A 20777-nucleotide genomic window follows, 5' to 3' on the forward strand; every position below is an offset into this window, starting at 1 on the left:
TTGCATGTGTAAGGCATCCCGCTAGCGTTCAATCTGAGCCAGGATCAAACTCTTCAGTTTAATCTCTGTATTTGTTTCGTATTCTTGGTCTGAATAAATCCAAACCAGGTCATACGTCGCTACTCAAAGGAAGTGAGGTATGTTCTTAAACTTGACGTCTAAGGTACTTCACTTCTAGTGAGCACTTGATTTCTTGTGCTTGCGACCAGGCCGAAACCCAATCGCTGCACTCGCATCAAGCGCCCACACTTATCGGTTGTTTAATTGTTAAAGAGCGGTCTTGCTAAATTCTGTACTGCTGGTTTCTACTTTCAACTCCGGCCAACTTCGCTTTTGCGTCGTCGCTGTCGTTGCAGCAGAGAAACGAGATTATGAAGAAGTTTTTATCGCTTGTCAAGTCAGCTTCGCTTTTTGCTTTCGCAGTTTGCTTCGCTTTTTGCTTTCGCAGTTTGCTTCGCTTTCTTGCGGCGACCTCTTCAGGTCTCGCCAGGACTTTCGTCCTGTCCTAGCAGTTATCGAAACATCAGGGTAAACCCTAATTTTTCAGTAACTGCCAAGCCCGAAACTATAGCACAATTTTTGCAGATCTTGCAACTGGCTTCTGCCTAATTTGCGTCGATCCTTGCAATAACCGCGGGGCGCTCATTTCTGATTGCCGTTGCGGCAGGTGAGGTTGGGTTGTCCCGCTTCGCCTGTTGCACTTGCTTGGCTTCGCGTCTCAAAACTGTCTGAGCTGCGAAGGAGCGAGACTATAGCACAGAATTTTGCGCTGTCACGCCGATGTCGCAAATTTGTTGTTCGGGGCAGCGGTTTCCAGGCGCGTCGGCCCTGCCCTGCCAAGCGTGGGATGGCTTATGGGCGATCTTCCCTATATATATAGAGGGCGGCGGCCCCTGATTGCGGGACTAGTATGTACGTTTACTATTCGCCTGTACGCCGCACCTCATTGGAGACAGAAACGTTATGCCCCCTGCGATCGCCATGAGCGAAGACATCCTGATCAACGTCACCCCGTTCGAGACCCGCGTTGCGCTGGTGGAACAGGGTTCCGTCCAGGAGCTGCACGTCGAAAGAAGCATTCAGCGGGGCCACGTTGGCAACATTTATCTGGGTCGGGTGGTTCGGGTGCTGCCGGGGATGCAGAGCGCCTTTATTGATATTGGGCTAGAGCGCGCGGCGTTCATCCATATTGCGGATCTTCGCGAGAATCGCAGTGAGCGCAGCCAAGGTCTGACCCCGACGCCCATCGAGAAGCTGATTTTTGAGGGACAGACCCTCATGGTGCAGGTGGTGAAGGATCCGCTGGGGACCAAGGGCGCGCGGCTGTCGACGCAGATCAGCATGGCCGGGCGGATGCTGGTCTACCTGCCGCATGACCCGCACATCGGTATTTCGCAGAAGATCGACGCCGAGTCGGAACGCATCCAGTTGCGGGAACGTCTGCAGGCTTTGATGCCGCCTGATGAAAAAGGCGGGTTCATCGTGCGCACGCAGGCAGAGGGCGCCAACGACGCGGAGCTGTCCGCCGATGTGGAGTATCTGCGCAAGCTGTGGACGAGTGTGCAGGCGGCGGCGCGTACGCAGCCCGCCCCCGCGCTCCTGCATCAGGACCTGACACTGGCGCAGCGGGTGCTGCGCGACATGGTGGGCCCGGAGACCGGAACGATCCTGGTGGATTCGCGCACGACGAGTGCCGCGATGCTGGAATGGGCGCGTGTTTACACGCCGTCGGTCGTGGACCGCATCCAGCATTACAGCGGCGAGCGGCCGTTGTTCGATACGGCAAATGTGGACGATGAGATTGCGCGCGCGCTGTCGCGCCGGGTCGACCTGAAGTCGGGCGGCTATCTGATCATCGACCAGACGGAGGCGTTGACGACGGTGGACGTCAACACCGGCGGCTTTGTGGGCGGCCGTAATTTCGACGACACGATCTTCAAGACCAACCTTGAGGCGGCGCAGGCGATTGCGCGCCAACTACGTTTGCGGAACCTGGGCGGCATCGTGATCCTGGACTTCATTGACATGGAGGAGCAGGAACATCGCGACACGGTGCTGGCGGAATTGAAGAAGGCGCTGTCACGCGACCGGACCCGCATGACCGTCAATGGCTTCACGCAACTGGGTCTGGTTGAAATGACGCGCAAGCGCACGCGCGATTCGCTGGCGCATCAGCTTTGCGAGCCCTGCCCCATGTGCCAATCGCGGGGGAATGTGCGGACCCCGCGCACGGTCTGCTATGAAATCCTGCGGGAAATCCTGCGCGAGGCCAGGCAGTTCAATCCGAAGGAGTTTCGCATTCTGGCGTCGCAGGAAGTAGTGGACCTTTTCCTGGAAGAGGAAAGCCAGCACCTGGCGATGCTCGGCGACTTCGTGGGCAAGCGGGTGTCGCTGGAAGTGGAGGCGACGTACTCGCAGGAGAAATACGACATCATCCTGGTTTGACAGCATCAGAAGAATGCCTAGTCATCGGACTGAAGGAAGAGCCGCGCACCTTAGCGCGGCTTTTTTCTTTTACGCATCACGAGATCCACGGGTTCACGCGGCAGAAATGTCAGGCATTTGGCAACGGCATCCTGGCCAGCGAGTCGGGCGATGAACCGCACTGCAAGCCATTCTCCGCCGCGCATTGCATTGAATGCGTGCGCGATGACGACAACGCTTACCTGATTCGCCTACGCGCTTCAACTCGATATGTGTGGATTTTGTGACTTAACGATTCGTTTGCAATGAATTCTGAAACCGATGGCGGCGACTAAGGGTTATCGCTAAGCTGCGGGCGCTTTGCCGGGTCGGTAACCGTCTCGGCGTTTTTCCCCTAGTCATTCGGAGGTCATTGCAATGAAGTCCCTATTCCGTCCGTTCCTGGTGCTGGTCGCGGCCCTGCCGCTCATGCTGGCTGCCTGCGGCGACAAGGAGCCCGAACAGCGCGCCGCGTTCACGCAGTTCCTGCAGACGCGCATCGTGGACAAGCCGGGCGTGCGCGTGCCAAAACTGACCGAAGAAGAAAAGAAGTCGTTTGGCGATTACGCGGCCCAATACGCGGTGATCACCGACTTCAATGCCGGCATGGACGCGTCGGTCAAGCCGCTGTCGGGGATCCTGCAGAAGGGCCAGGTGCGCTCGGTGAACGATATCGTGACGCGTCGCGAGGACCTGAAGACCGTGCGTGCTGGTTTGAACGACATGAATGCGGCGTTGAAGGAACACCGCGCCAAGGCCGACGCTGCTCGCGCCCAGCTCAAGCAGCCTGAAGACCTGAAGGTCGTGTACGACAAGGCATACGAGAAGACCATTACCCTGCCGGCCGACACGTTTGCCGACGTGCTGCCGCAGATCAACGCCACCTACGACGTCGCCCTGAAGGTTGCCGACTACGTAGAAGCGAACAAGTCGAAGATCGAGATCTCAGGCAACAGCGTGACGGTGACGGACAACTCCGTGCAGGCCGAGCTGAACAAGCTGCTGCAAGAGATGAACGCGCAGGCCAAGAATGTGCAGCAGGCACAGACGCGTCTGCAAGCCGTGGTGATGGGCCGCTAAGCGCCGCGTCGGCTCGCAGCAGTCCACATCGCCCCGCCGCCACCTGAAGGTGCGGCGGGGCTTTTTCATGCGTGAAGAGCTTTCACGTCAGGCGCGGCCGCCACACGATTGCGGCCCGATTCCTTTGCCTGATACACCGCGGCGTCGGCGGCCTCCACCAGCGCAGCCGCGGCGTCGTTGTCCTGTGGAACGGCAGTGGCCACGCCGATGCTGACCGTGACGATGCCGTCTTCGTTGTCTTCGTGTGCAACGGCCAGCTCCGCGACGGCGCGCCGGATGCCTTCGGCGATGTCCAAGGCTTGTTCGAGGCCGGTCCCGGGCAACAGCACCACGAACTCCTCGCCCCCATAACGGGCCGCCAGATCGCGCGGGCGGCGCGCCTTGTTCTGGAATGTGCGGGCCAGCGTCCTGAGCAGCACGTCGCCTTCCTGGTGGCCATACCGATCGTTGTAGCGCTTGAAGTGGTCCGCATCCAGGAACAGCAGCGACAGCGGCGTGCGATCGCGCCGCGCGGCCGCCCATTCCACGTCAAGCGTTTCGTCGAATGTGCGCCGGTTGGCGATGCCGGTCAGCCCGTCCGTCTGGGCCTGACGCGCCAACTGCGTTTCGAACGCGTGCCGCCAGCGCATCTCGCGCCTGAAGAGGACGATCTGCGCCATCACCGAGACAAAGAGCGCCAACGTGATGGGCACGATCAGCGCGGCGCGACGCACCCACGGTTCGAGCAGGTCGTCGACGGCCAGCGCGACGTCGATCACCAAGGGCGTGCCTTCGATGGCGTCGAACGCGTAGAGCCGATTGACGCCGTCGTGCGACAGTACGCCGACGAACGCGCCCTCGCGTCCAATCAGGTATTGCTGAAAATCGAGCGGCACGTCGATGCCGCTGCCGGCGTCGGCGCTTGAGTACGGATTGCGCAAGAGAACGGCGCCATCGTTGCGAAAGACCGTGATGGCGTCGTGCGGACCGATGGACACTTCGGCAAAGCGGTCGCGGAAGTACGCCGTGCGCAGGGAGCCGGCCACCACGCCGCCGAAACTGCCGTCGGCATTGGTGATGCGCCGGCTGATCGCGATGCCTTCATCGCCACCGCGCAGGCGGCTGTTGTAGGGCCGGCTGACGAAGAGCCCCACGCGGTCGGCGTCCCGGTGCGCCTGAAAATAATCGCGGTCGGCAAAATTGAGCTTCGGCGGCGTCAAGGCGAGCGAGTCGTAGCGGATGTTGCCTTGCGCGTCGAGCACGACGATGGCGCCAAGATACGCTGCCGTGGCCGAGCGGTCGAAGAGGAACCGGTGCAGGGATTGCGGGTCGAGGTCGGCAATGCCGGGCTCTTGCAGGCGCTCGACCACGCCTTGCAGCGACAAGTCGTAGACGTGCAGCGTGCGGCCGATGTCCGCGGCGAGCACGCTGGCCAGATTGCGGGCCGATACGTAAGCGGCTTCCCACGTGACGCGGCGATCCATCCATAACAGGGAGATGGCCGCCGCACAGATACCGATGGCGACGATGCCGGCCAACGCGTACAGGGTACGGTGCACGATCCCGCGGGAATTCAATACGGCGCTCCTTCGCGATGGCGGTCGGGATGGCGTGGTTCATCTGCAAGTTCTGCATGATGATGCCGGTGTCCGATGCCGGGCGCAAGGCATCGCCTCCCGTGGCACGAAGCCGTAGGCGGCGATCAGCGCGGGTGGCGGGTATTGATGGCGGGATGGGTTGGCCGGCGACGCGGCGCCAACCTGGCGACGGGCGCCGCGCGCCCGGGCCGGGGTTTCAGGAGACGGCGGCGGCGATGCGGAAGGGGAAGGCCTTGGCGCCACGCGCCTTGTCGGTTTCGCGGTGGGCGTTGATGGCCCATGCGGGCCCTACCGCGCCGGCGTGCGCCATCAACTGGCGGGTGAGCACGCCGGAGAATCCGCAGCGAAGCGTCATGGCCTGACGCCGGGCAAGCTCGATTCCGATGGCGTGCGACGAGGTCGAATTACGGTCCGTTTGCAGCATGGCAGCCCCCTGGCAAAAGCGCTTCCTGAGTGAAGCGTCATTGAGGATCAATCTACTCTAGCTGTTTGATTTTGCGCGTGAAATGATACGTAAAGTAATGCAAAGAACCCGAAATGCGCGCCGAAAAAGGGTCATCAGGCGGATGGACTGGTGGCGGTGTCGCTGGTTTCGCGGTCAGGCCGGTCGTTTATGCCATCCGGTTGGCCAGTCATATTTCCGTAGAGCAATGAGCGGCCCGCGAACAGCCCGCCCGCTACTTCGAGGTCGAAACGTTCGTTATCGCGTTGCCGGACGTCCTGGATGACCTCCTCGGCCTCTTCCGGTGGCACGCCGATGGCGCGCAGCGCCGCTTCGCCGAACACCAGCGCCGACTCCAGCGTTTCGCGGACCTGGAAATCCACGCCTTCGCGGGCAAGGGCCAGCGAATGTATACGGTCGTACGCCCGCACCACCAACTTCACCAGCGGAAATTCCGATTTGATGAGCTGCACCATATGGGTGGCGGCGCGAGGGTCGTTGATGCAGACGAGGATGGCGCAGGCGTTCTCGGCGCCGGCGGAACGCAGCATGTCCGCGCGCGTACCGTCCCCGTAATACACCTTCACGCCCCATTTCGCGGCGGCGCGAATCGCGTCGGTATCCGTGTCCAGGATGGATACCTTGACCCCTCGGGCCAGCATCGCCTGCGTCACGATCTGGCCGAAACGGCCAAAACCGACGATCAGCGCGCAGCCGTCCAAATCGCGGGCCACGTCCACGCCGTCCATGGAGGGCACGGGCTTGGGCAATAGCCAGCGCAACGCCAGGACGCACAGCGGCGTGAGCGCCATGGAAATGATGACGACCGCGGTCAGCACCGCGCCGGTGTGCGCATCGAAGATGCCTTTTTCAGCGGCCGCGCTGTAGAGCACGAAGGCGAACTCGCCGCCTTGCGCCAGCAACGCGCAGCGGGTGATCGCCTCGGTGTGCGTCGCGCGCAGCAGGCGCGCCACGACATACACGCCCACGGATTTGACGGCCATGAAGACGACGACGCCCGCCAGGATGAGCGGCCATTCGCGCGCCACGGCCAACAGGTCCAGCGACATGCCCACGCCCAGAAAGAAGAGGCCGAGGAGAATGCCGCGAAAGGGTTCGATTTCTGCCTCGAGCTGATGCCGGAAGGTGGACTCGGACAGCAGGACGCCGGCCAGGAACGCGCCCATGGCCATGGAGAGGCCGCCCAGTTCCATCAGCAGCGCCGCGCCGAGCACGACGAGCAAGGCGGCCGCGGTCATGACTTCGCGGGCGTGCGCCGCGGCCAGCAGACGGAACAGCGGATTGAGCAGCCACCGGCCCGCGGCCAGCAGCGCCAGAATGCAGCCGAGCGCGATGGCCGCCTGCAGCCAGGGATCGCCATCGCTGCCGCTGCCCGCCGGGGCCAGCAAGGCGGCCAGCGCCAACAGAGGAACGATCGCCAGATCTTCAAGCAGCAGGATGGAGACGATGCGCTGGCCCTGCGCGCTGGTGGTCTCGTCGCGCTCGGCCAGGATCTGCATCACGATGGCCGTGGAAGAGAGCACGAAGCCCATCGCCGCCATGAACGCCGCGGCGCCCGACAGGCCCGCCAGCAACCCCACGCCCGTGAGCAGTGCGCCGCAGACGAGCACCTGCGCGACGCCCAGCCCGAAGATCTCGCCGCGCAGTTTCCAGAGACGCGAGGGCTGCATCTCCAGGCCAATGATGAAAAGGAACATCACCACGCCGAGTTCGGCCACGTGCAGGATGGATTTGGGATCGGAGAAAAAACCGATGCCGTAGGGACCGATCGCCAGGCCGGCAGCCAGATAGCCCAGGACCGAGCCCAGCCCGAGACGCTTGAACAGTGGGACGGCAATTACCGCTGCGCCGAGCAAGACGACGACGTTGAGGACTTGATTGCCTTCGGAAGGCAGGGTCATGGAGCGCTCCTGGTTGCATGGCGGGCCGAAGCGCCTGCGACGCCGCCCAGCCCGCTACGCGCGGGCTGGGGCCATTTTCCGGCAAACCACGGGATTGGCAAACAGGAACTTCGGCAATGAAAAACCGCCCCGAAGGGCGGCGTCTGGGGAACGGCGCGCGGCGGCTCAGTCTTCCCGGAACTGCATTTTGTACAGCGAAGCGTACAGTCCGTCGGCGGCCAGGAGTTCCGCATGCGGCCCCTGTTCGACGATTCGCCCGGCGTCCAGCACGATGATGCGGTCGGCGTTCTGCACGGTGGACAGGCGGTGGGCGATGACCAGCGTGGTGCGGCCCTTCATCAGGCGTTCCAGAGAGGCCTGCACCTGGCGTTCGGACTCGTTGTCGAGCGCGGAGGTGGCTTCGTCCAGGATCAGGATGGGCGCGTTCTTGATGAGTGCCCGCGCGATGGCGAGGCGCTGGCGCTGGCCGCCGGACAGGCGCGCGGCGTTTTCACCCACCGGGGTGTTGATGCCTTGCGGCAGGCCTTCAACGAATTCAAGCAGGTTGGCCGCAGCGAGCGCGTCACGCACTTTTTGCTCGCTGGACTTGCCCAGGGCGCCATAGCCGACGTTGGCCGCGATGGTGTCGTCGAACAGCACCACGTCCTGGCTGACCAGCGACAGGTGCGAGCGCAGGCTGCGCAGCGTCAGGTCGTTGATGGGCTCGTCGTCTACGAAGATCTGGCCGCTGTCGGTCAGCACGAAGCGGGGCAGCATGTTGACCAGCGTGGTCTTGCCGCTGCCCGAGCGGCCCACCAGGGCGACGGTCTGGCCGGGTTCGACTACAAAGGAAATGTCGTTGACCGTGTCGCGGTCGGCGTCGGGGAAGCGGTGCGACACGTTGCGGAATTCGACCTTGCCGCGCACGGGCTCGGGCAGTTCCTTGGTGCCGGTGTCGTTTTCCGGCACCTGGTCGATCAGCGTGAACACGCTTTCGGCCGACACCAGCATTTTCTGCATGCGGGCGGCCACGTTGGTGAGGCGCTTGATGGGGTCGAAGATCTGGGCCAGCGCGGCCATGAACGAGGCGAAGCTGCCCACGGTGAGCGAGCCGCTATTGGCCTGGCTGAGCGCCACGGCGATGACCGCGCCCACGGAGATCGAGATGCAGACCTGGGTCAGCGGCGTCAGCGCCGCATCGGCGGTAGCGGTGCGCATGGCAAAGCGGCGCAGGCGGCGGCTGACGAAATCGAAGCGGCCGCGTTCGACTTCGTAGCCGTCGAACAGCTTGATGACGCGCTGGCCGTCGATGCCCTCGCCGACCACGCGGGTCAGTTCCGCGTTCATGTTGACGGTTTCGCGGTTGATGCGGCGCAGGCGCTTGATGAAGAAGCGCGAGATCATGACCGAGACCGGCAGCATCACCAGGATGATGAGGGTCAGCACCCACGACATGTAAAGCAGGACGCAGATCAGGGCGATGACCACCAGGGTTTCGCGCACCAGCACCGTGATGACGTCGGTGGCGTAACCGGTAACGTTGCCGGCGTCGATGGTGAAGCGGTTCAGGAGGCGGCCGGTGTCGCCGCGCTTGAAGTCCGCGTCGGGCAGGCCCAGAAGGCGTTCGAACATGTCGCGCCGCATGCCCAGCAGCACGTTGTTGGCCACCCAGGCCAGCAGGTAGTCGCTGAAGAAGTTGCAGATGCCGCGCACCAGGATCAAACCGACGACCGCCAGCGGCAGCGTCCAGACGTAGTACGGTTTGGCGCCGGAGAAGCCGCCGTCGAGCAGGGGCTTCATGATGACTGCCAGCACCGGCTGCGTGGCGGCGGCGCCGGCCATGAGCAGGACGGCCGCCAGCAAGCCCTTCCAATAGGAACCCACGCGGCTGTAGATCCGGGACCAGAGTTCGGATTTGACGGGCTGGGAGCCCGCTGGCGCATTCCGTGCGGCAGAATTCAAAGGAATCACTCGCTTTAATACAATTGTGCCCAGGATTGTACCGGCTGCGCGCCAGCGCGCCGTCCCTGCCCCTTAGCCCTATCCGCGCCCGTGCGCCCTTCCATGTCCGATATCAGCTGCCTGTATGTCCGTCTGCCCAATTGGGTGGGCGATGTCTGCATGAGCCTGCCCAGCCTGCGCGCCCTGGCCGCAAGCGGTCTGCCCCTGGTTCTTTGCGCCCGTCCCTGGGCCCGCGATCTGCTCGATGGCGTGGAGAAGCTGGATTTCATCCCCATGCGGGGCAAGGTGGGCCCGGACCGGGCGGCGGTGAGCGCGCACCGGCGGGGATTGGGCTCGCAGGGCCGCCGCGCCCGCGGCCTCTTGTTGCCCGATTCCCTGTCCAGCGCGCTGGTGTTCCGCTTGGCGGGCGTGCCGTCGGCGGGCTACCGCGACGACGGCCGCAGCTTCCTGCTTCGCTGGCCGTTCGCCAAGCCCGCCCAGCCGATGCACGCCGTCGAGTCCTGGCATCACCTCACCCGCGAAGCCCTGACCCGCTGGAATCTGCCCAGCGGTCCCGTCCAGCCGCGGCCGACGCTGGACCTGCCGCTGACGGCGGCGCATGAGCGCGCGGCCGGCGAGGCGCTGGCTCAGGCGGGGCTGGAAGGCCGGCCCTTCGTTCTGATCGCGCCCACCGCCACCGGCCTGCACAAGGGCCGGATCAAGGTCTGGCCGGGATTCGATACACTGACGCGCGCCCTGCAGGCCCTCGGCCATACCGTGGTAATGTGCCCCCCTCCGGCCGAAACCGACGAAGCCCGGCGCAATGCGCCGACGGCGCAGTTGCTGCCGCCGCTGGGACTGGGCGCCTTCGCGGCGCTGACCGCCCGGGCCACGCTGGTTATTTGTAACGATTCCGGCGTATCGCACGTGGCAGCGGCGGCGTCGGCCCGGCAGCTCACGCTGTTCGGCGTGACGCAGCCGCAGCGCACCGGCCCCTGGTCCCCGCGCGCGGTGTGCGTCGGCACCGACCAGGCCTGGCCGTCGCAGGAGGAAGTCGCACGGCAGGCCGAACGCCTGCTGGATGGTACGTAGTAATCAGGACAGTCTAGAAATGACCTTTTCCAGCTATCTCACGAATTTGATCATTCCCTTCAACTTGTGCATCACCCTGGTGGTCCTTGGCCTGGTGCTGGGACTGTTCCGGCTTCGCAAGATCGGCCTTTCCCTCGTCGCCGCGGGCCTGCTCTGGGCATTGGCCTGGTCGTTGCCCGCGACCTCGTTGTGGGCCGGCGGGGCGCTGGAGAACCGGTATCCGCACAAGCCCGCCGCCGAAATGCCCACGGCCGACGCGATCGTGGTGCTGGGCGGCAACACGGCGAACGGCCGCGCCAACTGGTTCTTGCCCTATGACAAGGACACGGCCGTGGTGCGCGTGGATGCCGCAGCCGACCTCTATCTGGCCGGCCGCGCGCCCAAGGTGCTGCTGTCGGGCGGCGCGCTGGAGGGCGATGTCAGCGAAGCCCGCGGGATGGCGCATGCGATCCGCCAGCAAGGCGTGCCGGAGTCGGCGCTGATTCTGGAAAACGCTAGCCGCACCACCTACGAAAACGCCATGCTGACGGAAGACCAGCTCAAGTCGCGCGGCATCGGCAAGGTGCTGCTGGTCACGTCCGCGTTGCACATGCCTCGCGCGATGGCGGCCTTTTCTAAACAGGGCGTGGAAGTGATTGCCGCCCCCGCGCCGCCGCAGATCGTGGCGCCGGCTGACGGGTCGCTGTCCTTGTGGCTGCCCGACGAACGCACGTTCGACGCCAGCCGCTCGATCGTGAAGGAATACGCGGGACTCTTCGTTTACTGGTTGCGCGGATGGGTATGAGCCTGGCCGGCGCCGCGCTGGAATGCCGTTCGGGCTGCGGCGCGTGCTGCATCGCGCCGTCGATCACGCGGCCCATTCCGGGCATGCCGCAGGGCAAGCCCGCTGGCGTGCCCTGTATTCAACTGCTGCCGGACATGCGGTGCGCCATCTTTGGCGACCCTTCCCGCCCGGACTTCTGCGGCGGGCTTCAGCCTGAACACGAGATGTGCGGCCCGGACCGTGAGTACGCGGTCCACTGGCTGGCCGACCTGGAGCGCGCGACAGCGCCGCACCACTGAAAACGGGGCTCGCAGAGCCCCGTTTTTCAATTGCGCTCGAGCAGCACCTGCTCGTAGAGCGCCTCGTAGCGCGATGCCACGGTCTCCCAGCTTTGGTCGCGGGCGATTTCCAGCCCGCGCGACGTGAGCGCCGCGCGCAGCTCCGGGTCCGAACCCAGGCTTTCCAGCGCCTGCGCCAACTGGGCGCCATCACGCGGGTCCTGCAGGATGAGCGCATCCGTGCCCGCCGTCAGATACTGCGCGAATCCGCAATAGACAGGGGAACTGACGATGACCGGCAGGCCGTGCGACATGGCTTCCAGCGGCGCCATGCCGTAGCTGTCGTTCAGCGTCGGGTGGGCGTAGATGTCGGCCGCGTTGAAATACTGGCCGACGTCCGGAGTGGGGTCGACCAAGGTGACGCGGCGGGCGATGTCGCCGGCGGCGCGGACGCGGTCGCGGGTGGGCTCGTCGGCTCCCACGATCAAAAGCTTGTAACGGGGAGGTAGCAGCGCCAGCGCGTCCAGCAAGGCGGGCAGCCCCTTGCGCAGCGGATTGCGCGCCACCAGCAGACAGCCGATCGTGTCGGCGCCCCAGCCCAGCCGCGTGCGCGTGGCCGCGCGCGCGCCGTCGCCATCCGGGGCGGGCAGCTTGACGCCCGGCGCGATGATGTCGACGGGAAGCTGTTCGCCGTAGCTGAGGTGCAGCTGATCCATGATGAGGCCCGACACCGCCACCACGCGCCGCCGGGGCGTCTTGCGCACGCGCAGCTTTTCCAGCGTCAGATAGGTGGCAAGGCGCGGGCTGAGCCACGCGGTCACGCGCTGCAAGGGCTTGACCCGCGTGACGCGGTTGTAACGGACCGGCGTCACGTGCATCACCTGGATCTCGCCCGCCCAGCCGTTCATGTGCGAATGGACGATATCGAAGCGGCCGCGGGTGAGGCGGTCGGCGCGCCAGGCGAAATACAACACCCGCGTCCAGCTGGGCAGCCAGCCGGGAAACCGCACGGGCAGGTAGTCGAACGGCAGATCGCTGTCGAAATCGCGCGCGACCACGGCAACGTCGTGCCGCTTGCCAAGCACGCGCATCAACTCGACGCCATAAGCCTCGGCGCCCCCAAAACGATTGCCGAAGCGGTCAACCAACAGCGCGATGCGAAGCCGCCGATTACGAGCGGCGGCGGCTGTCTTCATACCGGGTGAGGCACTTCTGGAGAAAGCGGATGATGTTGGTGGAACGCGCGACCGTCACCCGCGGAAGGCCGAAGGGATCGTCGGACGCCGCCGCCAGTCCGCGCTTGGTGAGCGTGGCGTTGTCGTAGCCGGCCTCGCGCGCCATGGCCTGGTGTTCCGGGCCGTGGTCGCCGTACGGATAACAGAACGCGGTGACAGGCGCGCCGAGCGCCTGCTCAAGTTCGGCCTTGGACTCGATGATCTGGCGCCGCGCTTCGTCGGGCGCGAGTTCGGGGAGATGGACGTGGTCAAGCGTATGCGAACCGACTTCGTTGCCAGCCTGCGCCCATTCCCGCATTTCCTGCACGCTCATCAGCGGCGAAAACGGGATGCCTTTCTGCAGGTCCCAAACGTTGCCGCCGTCGAACTGCCGGGCCACGAAATAATTGGTGGCGGTGAATCCCAATTCACTCAGTACCGGCATCGCGTTGTGATGCACGTTGCGGTAGCCGTCGTCGAACGTGATGCCGAAGACCTTGCCCTGGCGTTCGCCGCGGACGTAGGGCATGACGTCGCGCATGGACAGACCGCGATAACCAAGCCGGCGCATCCAGCACATCTGACGCGCAAAGCTATCGGGATGTACCGTCAGTCCGCGAAACGGCGTGCCCTTGGGGTTGGGCTCGCCAATCTGGTGATACATAAGGATTGGAATAGACATAGATCGACATTATATGGCTCAGCGTCCGCCAAGCGTACGCTGATACACATCCACCGTGGCGCTGGCGAAACGTTGCAGGTTGAAGTCGCGCAAACTCGTCTCACGCGCCTTGCTGCCCATCTCGCGAACCGCGTCCGGATTGTCCAGCATGAAACGCAGCTTGGCGGTCATGGCGGGAATGTCGCGCGTGGGCACGATCCAGCCATCCACGCCGTCAGTTACGTTTTCCGGCAGGCCGCCCGCATCGCTGACCAGCGCCGGCAGCCCGAGCCCCATGATCTCGCGGCAGGCAAACGACAGCGCCTCGCGGTACGACAGGACAAAGCCCGCATGGCAGGACGCCAGCGCGGCGCGCACGTCATCGAGCAGCCCGGGAAACTTCACCTGATCGATCATGCCGAGTTCGCGCACACGCGCCAGCTTGGCCTCCGAGGGCGGATCGCCTGCCACCATCAGCAAGATACGTGCCTTGTCGGCAGGCGGCAGCGCGGCAGCCGCGGCTACCAGGTCCAGCCAGCCCTTGTCGTAATCGGTGCCCCCGGCGCTGCCCAGCAGGAGCTTGCCTTGCCAGTCCGGGCCAAAGAAGAGTTCGCGCAGCTTATCCAGGCTTTCGGGCGGCGGCGGGGCAAAGAAATTGGTGTCGATGCCGTGCCGGATGGTGGTGATGGGACGCTTGCGGTAAGGCGACTGCTCCATCATGCCGCGGATGTAGTCGCTGACGGCGATGCCGTGATCGGTGGCCAGCGCCACCCGCAGCTTGTGCCCGAAGCTGGTCAGCGGGTGATCGTTGTGCTTGGTGAACACGATGCGCGGCCGGCGCCGCATGCCCAGCGTGGCCAGCATGACCTGCTTGTGATCGGCCGAGCCGTTGGCGTGGATGATGTCGAACTGGCCGTCGGCGATCAGGCGCTGCAGCCGGGCGCGGTCCTTGAACCAGGACGACGGGCGGGTCGTGTAGCGCATGTCCACCACCGTGACGCCCGGAATGGCCTTGGCGTAGCGGTACAGCCGGCTGGTGGCCGGCACCGCTACGGTGATCTCGTGATCGCGGGCCAGCGCCTTGGCCAGGTTGATGATGTAGGTGACGTGGCCCCCGCCGTTGCCCGCGTGGAAGTTCGTGTAGAGGATCTTCACTTTTTGTTTTCTGCCAGGAACATCAGCTTCGAGTAGCGGAAGAAGCTGCCCGCCGCCGCGGTCACGGCCAGCACGAGCCCGTGGCGGCCGTCCAGGAAGCCGCGCCGGATAAGGTAGATGCGCACGAAGGTCCAGAAACCGTGGCCCAGCGCCCCGAAGACCGACGTGCGCTTGCCCTTGGCATACATCATGGCGGCCGCGTCGGACGAGTAACGGTTGACCTTGTTGATCAGCGCGTCCAGGTTGTCGTACGGATAGTGATTGAAGTAGCCGCGCATCTGCAGGGGCCGGCCGTTGGCGGGGACCACGCGTTCGTGGACGGCGGCGTCGGTAAAGCGCGCCGTGCCGCGCTTGAAGAGGCGCAGCACGTAGTCGGGCCACCAGCCGCTGTGGCGGATGTCGCGGCCGCAGAAATTGGACAGGCGCGCGATCTCGTAGGCGTCGGCCTGGGGCGCGCGCAGCACGTCCTGGATTTCCTGCGCCAGCTCGGGAGTGACGCGCTCGTCCGCGTCGATCGACAGGACCCAGTCGCCCGTCGCCAGATCCAGCGCGCGATTCTTCTGCGGACCGAAACCGGGCCAGTCGGGGGTGACTTCGACCCGGGCGCCCAGCGCCTGCGCCAGCTCCACGGTGCCGTCGGTGCTGCCCGAATCGACGACGATGAACTCGTCGGCGAACGAGACGGACTTCAGGCAGGCGGCGATGTTGGCCGCTTCGTTTTTGGTGATGATGATGACTGATAACTTCATCCGCGATTCCTAAGACGCTTTTTCCAGGCCTTCCAGGCGTGATAGCGCGGGCCCCAGAACGGGTCGCGCGACAGCCAGATCCGGCGGTTCAGCCAGGACCCGCCCCGATTGCGCACCGCGAAACGAAAGATGTGACCGGGATCCGCGCCGGGCAGGTTCTGGCCGAAAGGGTCGGTAGTGTACAAGTGCCGGAAACCGGCCTGCCGCGCGGCGGCCACGTAGTCGGCGTCGAAATAGCCTTGCGGCCAGCAGAGGTGATCGCTCACGCCGCCAAGCCGGCGGATGAGGGTGTCACGCGAGTCGTGCAGGTCCTGGGCGATGCGCTCGCGCTTGGCGTTCACATCGGCGCCGCAGACCTTGTCCCAGCGCGTGTGCGTATTCGTGTGCGAATGGAATTCGAAGGTGCCGGCGGCCTGCATGGCCTCGATTTCGCTCCAGCGCAGCATCGCTTCGTCGGCACGGCCAGACGCCACGAGTTCCTTGCAGGCGTGGTGGTCGGGCGTGGGAGGCAACGCACCGCCCTGTCCCGCGTGCGGCCGCACGGGGCCGTCGCCGATCCAGCCTGTGATGGTGAACAGCACCGCGCGCATGCCGTGACGGGCCAGGACGGGATGCGCGTGCACCCAGTTGTTCAGGTAGCCATCGTCGAACGTGATGAGCACGGAGCGTTCGGGCGCGCCGCCGCCCGCCAGATAGGCCGCGAACTGCGCGGCGGTGAGCGACTGGTAGCCGGCGCGGGCCAGGCGTGAGATCTGCGCTTCGAAGACGTCGGGCGTGGCGGCGATCATGCCGCCGGCCGGCGTGACGTGGTGATACATCAGCACCGGAACGTTGGGCGCGTTCATTTGCGGCGCTCCGCCAGCCAGCGGTTGTAGATCGCTTCGGTGGTTTCCGCCAGGCGCGCGGGGGAAAAGACGCCCTCTTCCCAGACCATCTTGCGGCCGGCCTCGCCCATGGTGCGGCGTAGGGCCGGGTCGTCGATCAGGCGCTCCAGGGCCGCGGTGAGCGCCAGCGGGTCCTTGGACGGAACCAGAAAACCCGTCACGCCGTCGCGGAACATCTCGGACACGCCGCCCACGTTGGTGCCCACGACCGGCAGGCCGCTGGCCTGCGCTTCGACATAGACCGTGCCGGATGCCTCTTGCTGGGTGGCCAGGGCAAAGAGGTCGAATCCCGCCAGCAGATTGGGGACGTCGCGCCGCGTGCCCATCAGGTGGATCCGGTCCTGCAGGCCACGTTCCGCAATGTACGCCTGCGTCTGCTCGAAGACCGGCGAGCCGGCGCCGACAAACACCATGTGCAGCTTCGGACGCACGGCCATCAGTGGCGCGATGGCGTCGATCAGGTCCTTATGGCCCTTGGTGGCGCGCATGACGGCCACACAGCCCACGACGATGTCATCGTCGGCCAGGCCGAGTTCTCCGCGCAAGGTGGAGTGTTCGACCGGCGCGGGCAGCACGATGGGTGAATATACGGTGGCGATCTTCTCGGCCGGGACGCCGCGGCTGATCAGGTACTTGCGCACGTGGTCGCTGACGGCGGTGACGCGGTGCGGCAGGATGGTGTAAGACCACATCGAGCCGACCACGTTGGACAGGTGGCGCGTGCGCACGATCAGGGGCGTGCCGACCATGCGGCCGGCCAGGGCCGCAATGACCGTGTCGCGCCGGCTGTGGGTATTGAGCACGTCAAACCGCCCTGCCTTCAAAATCTGGCGGACGGCGGCCACGCCCTTCAGGTAGTTGACCGGACCGGCCATGTCGACGGCATGCACCGTGAAGCCCGCATCCCGCAGACGTTCGGTCAATTGCGCGCGCGGCTGGCATATCGCTTCGAGGTGATGGCCACGCGCTCGCATGGCGTGCATTTCCTTGAAGATACGTCCTTCCTGTCCGCCGAAGCTGGTGGCGGCTTCCGAATGCACGATACGCAGGCCGGCCATCATTAGTAAGTGACCTCCACGCCGTCTGGCTTGGTCCACGCGTTCAGGTTGGCCAGCAGCGTGTCAGCCATGCGCACGCGCCATTCTTCGCCAAGCCGGACCGTGCACAGGAAATTGTTCTTGGTGTAGACGATGTCGACCGGCACGCCCGGAATGCCGTTCTCGGGCTCGGCGCGGAACGGATTGAGCATCTGGCGCAGGCGCGCCGCGTCGGCGCTGCCGTTGAGCTTGACGCGCAGCGACTTGGCGCGGGCCTCGCGCGCAAGCTGCAGGTCATAGAGCTGCTCGGCGACGATGCGCATGCCGCCCGAATAGTCGTCGTTGCTGACCTTGCCCTGCACGATGACGAGCTGGTCTTCGCGCAGCCGGTTGCGGTGCTTTTCAAAGAGTTCGTTGAAGACCGAGATTTCCACCTGGGCCGTGCCGTCGTCCAGCACGGCAAAGACCATCTTGCCGCGGCGGGTCATCATGACGCGCACGCTGGCCAGCACGCCGCACATCCATTGCAGGTCGCGCTGCGGCTCCACGCGGGCCAACTGCATCGGCACGATGCGGCGCACTTCGTCGCGCCACGCATCGAACAGGTGGCCGCTGTAGTAGTAGCCCAGCGCGGATTTCTCTTCGGTCAGCTTCTTGTGCAGATCCCAGGGCGCGACCTTGGCCAGTTCGCCGGCGACCACGTCGCCGCTGTCGTCGCCAAAGAGCGAGGCCTGATTGGCGCTGCGCGCGGCCTGCTCGGCCGCTTCCATGGCGGTGGGCACGGAGGCCAGCATCGCGGCCCGGTTCGGTTCGATGGTATCGAACGCGCCGGCCTTGATCAGGGCCTCGATGGTGCGGCGGTTGACGGCCTGCTTGCTGACGCGGCGGCAGAAGTCGAACAGGTTCAGGAACGGGCCGCCTTCCTTCCTCGCACGCAGGATGTCCTCGACGGCGCCCTGGCCAGTGCCCTTGACGGCGCCCAGGCCGTAACGCATGGTGCGCGGCGGCTTGCCTTTTTCGGTGTGCTTGTCAGCGACGGGTTCGAACCGGTATCCCGAATGGTTGACGTCGGGCGGCAGCACCTCCACGCCGTTGTCCTGGGCATCGCGGCAGAAGATCTGGACCTTGTCGGTGTCGTCCATGTCCGAGGACATGGTGGCGGCCAGGAACTCGGTCGGGTGGTAGGCCTTCAGCCAGGCGGTCTGGTACGAGATCAGCGCGTATGCGGCCGAGTGCGACTTGTTGAAGCCGTAGCCCGCGAACTTCTCCATCAGGTCGAAGAGCTTGACCGCCAGGTCCGGATCGTGGCCCTTTTCCTTGGCGCCCTGTTCGAACAGTTCGCGGTGCTTGGCCATTTCCTCGGGCTTTTTCTTGCCCATGGCCCGGCGCAGCAGGTCGGCGCCGCCCAGCGAATAGCCCCCGATGATCTGGGAGATCAGCATCACCTGTTCCTGGTAGACGATGACCCCGTAGGTGCTCTTGAGGGTGGCTTCCAGGTCCGAGTGGAAATAATCGACGGCCGCGCGCCCGTGCTTGCGGTTCACGAAGTCGTCCACCATGCCCGATTCCAGCGGCCCCGGACGATACAGGGCCAGCATGGCGATGATGTCTTCGAACGTGTTGGGCCGCAGCTTCTTGAGCAGCTCTTTCATGCCGCGCGATTCAAGCTGGAACACCGCGGTGGTGTTCGCGTCGCACAGAATCTTGTAGGCCGCCGGATCGTCCAGGGCCAGCGCCATGACGTCGAAGTCGCGCTTTTCGGCGTTGAACTGGCGCACGTAGCGCACGGCCCAATCCAGAATGGTCAGGTTGCGCAGGCCCAGGAAGTCGAACTTCACCAGACCGGCCGCCTCGACGTCGTCCTTGTCGAACTGCGAGACCGCGCTGTTTTCCTGGCCCGGCTGGCAGTACAGCGGGCAGAAGTCGGTGAGCTTGCCGGGCGCGATCAGCACCCCGCCCGCGTGCATGCCGATGTTGCGGGTCAGGCCTTCGAGCGGTTTGGCCAGGTCGACCAGCGCGCGGACTTCTTCTTCCTGCTCGTAGCGGTCCTTGAAGGCGGGCTCGTCCTTGAGGGTGCGCTCGAGCGTCCAGGGATCCATCGGGTTGAACGGGATCAGCTTGGACAGGCCGTCGCAGAACATGTAGGGCATGTCCAGCACGCGGCCGGCGTCACGCACCACGGCCTTGGCGCCCAGCGTGCCGAAGGTGGCGATCTGGCTGACGGCGGCGCGGCCGTATTTTTCCTTGACGTAGTCGATGACCCGTTCGCGGTTGTCCTGGCAGAAGTCGATATCGAAGTCGGGCATGGAGACCCGCTCGGGATTCAGGAAGCGCTCGAACAGCAGGTCATAGCGGATGGGATCGAGGTCGGTGATGCCCAGCGCGTAGGCCACCAGCGAACCGGCGCCCGAGCCCCGGCCCGGGCCGACCGGCACGCCGTTGTTTTTGCCCCAGTTGATGAAGTCCTGCACGATCAGGAAGTAACCGGGAAAGCCCATCTGGATGATGGTCTTGCACTCCCAGCGCAACCGCTCGTAATACTGCTCGCGCTTGGACTCGCGCTCGGCGGCGTCCGGGAACAGGAACTCCATGCGCTTTTCCAGGCCCTCTTCCGAGAGCTGGACAAGGTAATCGTCGAGCGTCACGCCTTCTGGCGTGGGGAAATTGGGCAGGCGCGGCTTGCCGAGCACCAGGCTCAGGTTGCAGCGCTTGGCGATTTCGACCGTGTTGGCCAGCGCCGACGGGACATCGGCGAACCGGCGCGCCATTTCCTCGGAGCTGAGCAGGTACTGCTCTTTGGAGAAGCGGCGCACGCGGCGCGGGTTGGCCAGGATTTCGCCTTCGGCGATGCAGACGCGCGCCTCGTGGGCCTGGAATTCGAATTCGTCGAGGAACTGCACGGGATGCGTGGCAACCACCGGCAGGCCGGCCTCGGAGGCCAGCCGCATGGCGGCCTGGCAGTAGCCTTCGTCGCCGTCCATGCCGGCGCGCTGCAGTTCGAGGTAGTAGCTGCCCGGGAACATCAGCGCCCACTGGCGCGCCAGGGCCAGCGCCGACACGGCGTTGCCGGCTTCGAGCGCCTGACCGACGTCGCCAAGCCGCCCGCCGGACAGGGCGATAAGGCCAGCCTGCCCTTGCAGCCATTCGCGGCGGATTTCCGCCCGGCCCTTGCCCTGATTTGTCAGGAACGCCTTGGACAGCAGTTCGCACAGATTCAGGTAGCCCTGATGGTTGCGCACCAGCAACAGCAGGCGGAAGGGCTTGGCCGGGTCTTCGTCGTTGGCGATCCAGACGTCGCAGCCCGCGATGGGCTTGACCCCCGCGCCGCGCGCGCCCTTGTAGAATTTGATCAGTCCGAACAGGTTCGACAGATCGGTCAGGGCGACGGCGGGCTGGCCCAGCTTGGCCACGCGCTTGATGAGGTCGGGGATACGCACCGTACCGTCCACGACCGAGAACTCGGAGTGGACGCGCAGGTGAACAAATGGGGTCGGGGTCGTTACGGCTTCGGACATAGCGGAATTGTACCCAGCGGCCGAC

The 20777-nt window shown here is 64.9% G+C and carries 16 protein-coding genes; 5 read left to right on the forward strand and 11 right to left on the reverse strand.

All coding sequences use genetic code 11. From position 1 onward, the window contains the following. The first annotated feature begins 981 nt into the window (after positions 1-981). On the forward strand, positions 982-2445 hold the full coding sequence (gene rng, locus ASD71_RS16645) for a ribonuclease G (RefSeq protein ID WP_056567022.1): 1464 nt from the start codon (positions 982-984) through the stop codon (positions 2443-2445). A 396-nt stretch (positions 2446-2841) separates the two neighbouring features. Further along, a complete protein-coding gene (locus ASD71_RS16650; RefSeq protein ID WP_056567024.1) occupies positions 2842-3543 on the forward strand; it encodes a DUF3053 domain-containing protein in 702 nt (233 codons plus the stop codon). 65 nt (positions 3544-3608) lie between these two features. Here ASD71_RS16650 and ASD71_RS16655 read toward each other — a convergent pair whose 3' ends face one another. From ASD71_RS16655 to msbA, 4 genes are all read right to left on the reverse strand, one after another. Further along, on the reverse strand, positions 3609-5099 hold the full coding sequence (locus ASD71_RS16655) for a diguanylate cyclase (protein WP_056567027.1): 1491 nt from the start codon (positions 5097-5099) through the stop codon (positions 3609-3611). A gap of 217 nt (positions 5100-5316) precedes the next feature. Next, on the reverse strand, positions 5317-5544 hold the full coding sequence (locus ASD71_RS16660; protein WP_056567030.1) for a hypothetical protein: 228 nt from the start codon (positions 5542-5544) through the stop codon (positions 5317-5319). A 134-nt stretch (positions 5545-5678) separates the two neighbouring features. After that, a complete protein-coding gene (locus ASD71_RS16665) occupies positions 5679-7484 on the reverse strand; it encodes a monovalent cation:proton antiporter-2 (CPA2) family protein (RefSeq protein ID WP_056567035.1) in 1806 nt (601 codons plus the stop codon). A 165-nt stretch (positions 7485-7649) separates the two neighbouring features. After that, positions 7650-9425: a lipid A export permease/ATP-binding protein MsbA gene (msbA, locus tag ASD71_RS16670; RefSeq protein WP_056569335.1), complete on the reverse strand. Its 1776-nt coding sequence runs from the start codon at positions 9423-9425 to the stop codon at positions 7650-7652. A gap of 102 nt (positions 9426-9527) precedes the next feature. Between msbA and ASD71_RS16675 the strand changes: the two genes are divergently transcribed. The 3 genes from ASD71_RS16675 to ASD71_RS16685 are packed head-to-tail and all read left to right on the forward strand — an operon-like array spanning position 9528 to position 11558. After that, positions 9528-10496 (forward strand): glycosyltransferase family 9 protein, encoded by a 969-nt coding sequence (locus ASD71_RS16675; RefSeq protein WP_056567038.1) that lies wholly within the window; start codon positions 9528-9530, stop codon positions 10494-10496. Positions 10497-10515: 19 nt separating this feature from the next. Beyond that, positions 10516-11280: a YdcF family protein gene (locus tag ASD71_RS16680; RefSeq protein WP_056567040.1), complete on the forward strand. Its 765-nt coding sequence runs from the start codon at positions 10516-10518 to the stop codon at positions 11278-11280. Continuing rightward, positions 11277-11558: a YkgJ family cysteine cluster protein gene (locus ASD71_RS16685; protein ID WP_082578978.1), complete on the forward strand. Its 282-nt coding sequence runs from the start codon at positions 11277-11279 to the stop codon at positions 11556-11558. Before ASD71_RS16680 ends, ASD71_RS16685 begins: the two co-directional genes overlap by 4 nt. Before the next feature lie 26 nt (positions 11559-11584). Here ASD71_RS16685 and ASD71_RS16690 read toward each other — a convergent pair whose 3' ends face one another. From ASD71_RS16690 to dnaE, 7 genes are read right to left on the reverse strand one after another with little or no spacing between them, the layout of a single operon-like run. Next, complete coding sequence (locus tag ASD71_RS16690; protein WP_056567045.1) at positions 11585-12733, reverse strand: glycosyltransferase family 4 protein; 1149 nt, start codon at positions 12731-12733, stop codon at positions 11585-11587. Continuing rightward, positions 12708-13433, reverse strand: coding sequence for a polysaccharide deacetylase family protein (locus ASD71_RS16695; protein ID WP_156395217.1), 726 nt, complete (start codon positions 13431-13433; stop codon positions 12708-12710). Before ASD71_RS16695 ends, ASD71_RS16690 begins: the two co-directional genes overlap by 26 nt. Before the next feature lie 18 nt (positions 13434-13451). Next, positions 13452-14567, reverse strand: a complete 1116-nt coding sequence (locus tag ASD71_RS16700; protein WP_056567049.1) for a glycosyltransferase — start codon at positions 14565-14567, stop codon at positions 13452-13454. Next, entirely contained in the window at positions 14564-15316 is a 753-nt protein-coding gene (locus ASD71_RS16705; protein WP_056567052.1) for a glycosyltransferase family 2 protein, read from the reverse strand. Before ASD71_RS16705 ends, ASD71_RS16700 begins: the two co-directional genes overlap by 4 nt. After that, positions 15313-16161 (reverse strand): polysaccharide deacetylase family protein, encoded by an 849-nt coding sequence (locus ASD71_RS16710; protein ID WP_056567062.1) that lies wholly within the window; start codon positions 16159-16161, stop codon positions 15313-15315. The genes ASD71_RS16705 and ASD71_RS16710 overlap by 4 nt, the downstream gene beginning before the upstream one ends. Further along, complete coding sequence (locus ASD71_RS16715; protein ID WP_056569338.1) at positions 16158-17258, reverse strand: glycosyltransferase family 4 protein; 1101 nt, start codon at positions 17256-17258, stop codon at positions 16158-16160. Before ASD71_RS16715 ends, ASD71_RS16710 begins: the two co-directional genes overlap by 4 nt. Positions 17259-17260: 2 nt before the next feature. Continuing rightward, positions 17261-20752 carry a DNA polymerase III subunit alpha gene (gene dnaE / locus ASD71_RS16720; protein WP_056567063.1) on the reverse strand — a complete coding sequence of 1164 codons (3492 nt, stop codon included), beginning with the start codon at positions 20750-20752 and terminating at the stop codon, positions 17261-17263. Positions 20753-20777 lie beyond the last annotated feature (25 nt).

It is taken from the genome of Achromobacter sp. Root565 (genome assembly GCF_001427425.1).
GTDB classification, from domain to species: Bacteria; Pseudomonadota; Gammaproteobacteria; order Burkholderiales; family Burkholderiaceae_B; genus Achromobacter; species Achromobacter spanius_D.